This window comes from Dietzia sp. DQ12-76 (assembly GCF_014145045.1).
In the GTDB taxonomy this organism is placed as follows: Bacteria; Actinomycetota; Actinomycetes; order Mycobacteriales; family Mycobacteriaceae; genus Dietzia.
Genome location: NZ_JAALDV010000320.1, coordinates 1 through 2,754 on the forward strand (window position 1 = coordinate 1; position 2,754 = coordinate 2,754).

The following is a 2,754-nucleotide window of genomic DNA, read 5'->3' on the forward strand; positions in this document are numbered from 1 at the left end:
GATCGTCGGCGGGCGGTTGGTCGGAGGTGACCCCTCGACCGCGGTCACCGGTTCCGTCGAGTTCGACTCCCGTCGTATCGACCCCGGCGGGTTGTTCCTCGCCCTGCCCGGCGAGCGGGTCGACGGCCACGAGTTCGTCGGCCGCGCTCTGCAGGCCGGGGCGGCGGCCGCTCTGGTCGCGCGCGAGGTCACCGACGTCCCCGGGGCGGGGGGTGCCCAGATCGTGGTGCCCCCCGTCGACCGGCGCGTCACCAACGCCATGGCCCTGGCCGCGGATTCCGACGGGTCCGGGGCGGCGGTGCTCGCGGCACTCGGAGCCCTGGCACGAGCCAGCGTCGACAGGCTGGTCGCCGACCACGGGCTCGTCGTGGTCGGGATCACCGGCTCCTCGGGCAAGACCAGCACCAAGGACCTCATCGGGGCTGTCCTCTCCGCCGCCGGGACGGTCATCGCGCCGCCCGGATCGTTCAACAACGAGATCGGCCACCCCTGGACGGCCCTCCGCGCCGATGAGTCCACCGACTTCCTGGTGCTCGAGCTGAGTGCGCGAGCGCCGGGCAACATCCGGGAGCTCGCGGAGATCGCGCCCCCGAGGATCGGGGTGGTGCTCAACGTGGGGACCGCGCACCTCGGTGAGTTCGGGTCGCGCGACGTCATCGCCGCCACGAAAGGTGAGTTGGTCGAGGCCCTGCCGGATGCGGCCCATGGAGGGGTCGCGGTGCTCAACGCCGACGACGAACGGGTCCTGGGCATGGCCGGGCGGACCTCCGCCGAGGTCGTGACGGTGGGATCCGGCCCGTCCGCAGACCTCCGCGCCGAGGGCGTGCGGGTGGACGACGAGGTCCGGGCCTCCTTCCGCCTGGTGACCCCGGACGGCGAGGCCGACGTGGCCCTCCGGGTCCACGGTGAACACCAGGTGGGCAACGCCCTCTCGGCCGCCGCGGTGGGCCTGGCCTGCGGGATGGATGTCTCGACGATCGCCGGCGCCCTCGGCACCGCGCGGGCCGCGTCCGCGCGCCGCATGGACGTGCGGGTGACCGCCGACGGCGTCACCGTGATCAACGATTCCTACAACGCGAACCCCGATTCGGTGCGGGCGGCGCTCAGGTCGCTCGCCGTGATGGCGCGGGCGGGCGGGGGCCACCGTCGGACCTGGGCGATCCTGGGCGAGATGGCCGAACTGGGCGAGGAATCGGTGAGGGAGCACGATCTCATCGGTCGGTTCCTCGTGCGCCTCGACGTGTCCCAGCTGGTGGTGGTCGGCCGGGGTCGACCGCAGCGCGCGCTGTACCAGGGTGCGGTGCAGGAGGGGTCGTGGGGGTCGGAGGCGGTGCACGTCGAGACCGCCGAGGAGGCGTGCGCCCTCGTGGACGAACAGCTGCAGCCGGGGGACATCGTGCTGGTCAAGGCCTCTGCGGCAGTGGGGTTGTGGAGCGTGGCGGAGCATGTGCTCGCGACGCGTGGTGAGGAGATGTCCGAATGACCCAGATCATGGTCGCGGGCATCGTCGCCTTCGTCGTGAGCATCTTCCTCACCCCGGTGCTCATCATCTACTTCCGTCGACACGGCTTCGGGCAGGAGATCCGGCTGGAGGGCCCGCAGTCCCACATGAGCAAGCGCGGGACCCCCAACATGGGCGGGATCGCGATCCTCGCCGCGGTGTGGCTCGGCTACATCGTGGCCGGGCTGGTGGGACAGGTGACGGTGGGCGGCGGGGGATTCACGGCCTCCGGTCTGCTCATTCTCGGGCTGGCGACCGCGTTGGCGGCGGTCGGGATGATCGATGACGGCCTCAAGGTGTTCAAGCGGCACAACAAGGGTCTGGGCATCCTGTCCAAGACCGTCGGCCAGGTGCTCGCGGCTCTCGCGTTCGGCATCCTGGTCCTGGGTTTCCGGAACGACGACGGGCTGACCCCCGCCAGCCGCTCGTTGAGCTACATGCGCGACTTCGTCGCCGTGACCTTCCCGGTGGTCGTCTTCCTGATCTTCATCGTGATCCTGGTCTACGGCTGGTCCAACGCGGTCAACTTCACCGACGGCCTGGACGGGCTGGCCGCCGGGTCGATGGCCATGGTCATGGGCACCTACGTCGTGTTCAGCTTCTGGCAGTTCCGGTATTCGTGCTTCTCCACCGCGGAGGGGGTGGATCTGTCCGGGTGTTACCAGGTGCGTGACCCACTCGACATCGCGGTGGTGTGTTCCGCCTCGCTCGGGGCGTGTCTGGGCTTCCTGTGGTGGAACGCCGCCCCGGCCAAGATCTTCATGGGCGACACGGGGTCGATGTTCCTGGGTGGCATCGTCGCAGGCGTCTCGGTGGTCTCGCGCACCGAGCTGCTCATGGTCGTCGTCGGCGCGGTCTTCGTGATCGAGTTCGTCTCGGTCCTCATCCAGGTCGCGGCGTTCCGCACCACCGGCCGTCGTCCGTTCCGCATGACTCCCATCCACCACCACTTCGAGAACGGCGGGTGGGCCGAGACGACCGTCACCATCAGGTTCTGGCTCCTCGTGGCCATCTCCTGCGGCCTGGCGATCGCGCTGTTCTACGGTGACTGGCTCGCGAGCACATCGGGGTGACGGACGTGACAGAGCGGGAGATGAGAGAGCACGAGGCGACAGCACGCCGCACGACAGGGACCGGAGCGACCGCGCGGGGTCTCGGCGTCCGCGATCTCACCGGAGCCCGCGTCCTGGTCCTCGGCGCCGGGGTGTCCGGCCCGGGGGCGGTCCGGATACTCCACGCGCTCGGCGCCGAGC

At 70.4% G+C, this 2,754-nt stretch carries 2 protein-coding genes; both read left to right on the forward strand.

Annotated features, from left to right (window positions below):
- Position 1: 1 nt before the first annotated feature.
- On the forward strand, positions 2-1,483 hold the full coding sequence (locus G6019_RS11370; protein ID WP_309230216.1) for a UDP-N-acetylmuramoyl-tripeptide--D-alanyl-D-alanine ligase: 1,482 nt from the start codon (positions 2-4) through the stop codon (positions 1,481-1,483).
- A complete protein-coding gene (gene mraY / locus G6019_RS11375; protein ID WP_107756214.1) occupies positions 1,480-2,574 on the forward strand; it encodes a phospho-N-acetylmuramoyl-pentapeptide-transferase in 1,095 nt (364 codons plus the stop codon). The genes G6019_RS11370 and mraY overlap by 4 nt, the downstream gene beginning before the upstream one ends.
- Positions 2,575-2,754: the final 180 nt, after the last annotated feature.

Bases quoted from the DNA above. Each gene is read 5' to 3' on its own strand.
- mraY (WP_107756214.1), top strand. From the start codon at position 1,480: ATGACCCAGATCATGGTCGCGGGCATCGTCGCCTTCGTCGTGAGCATC.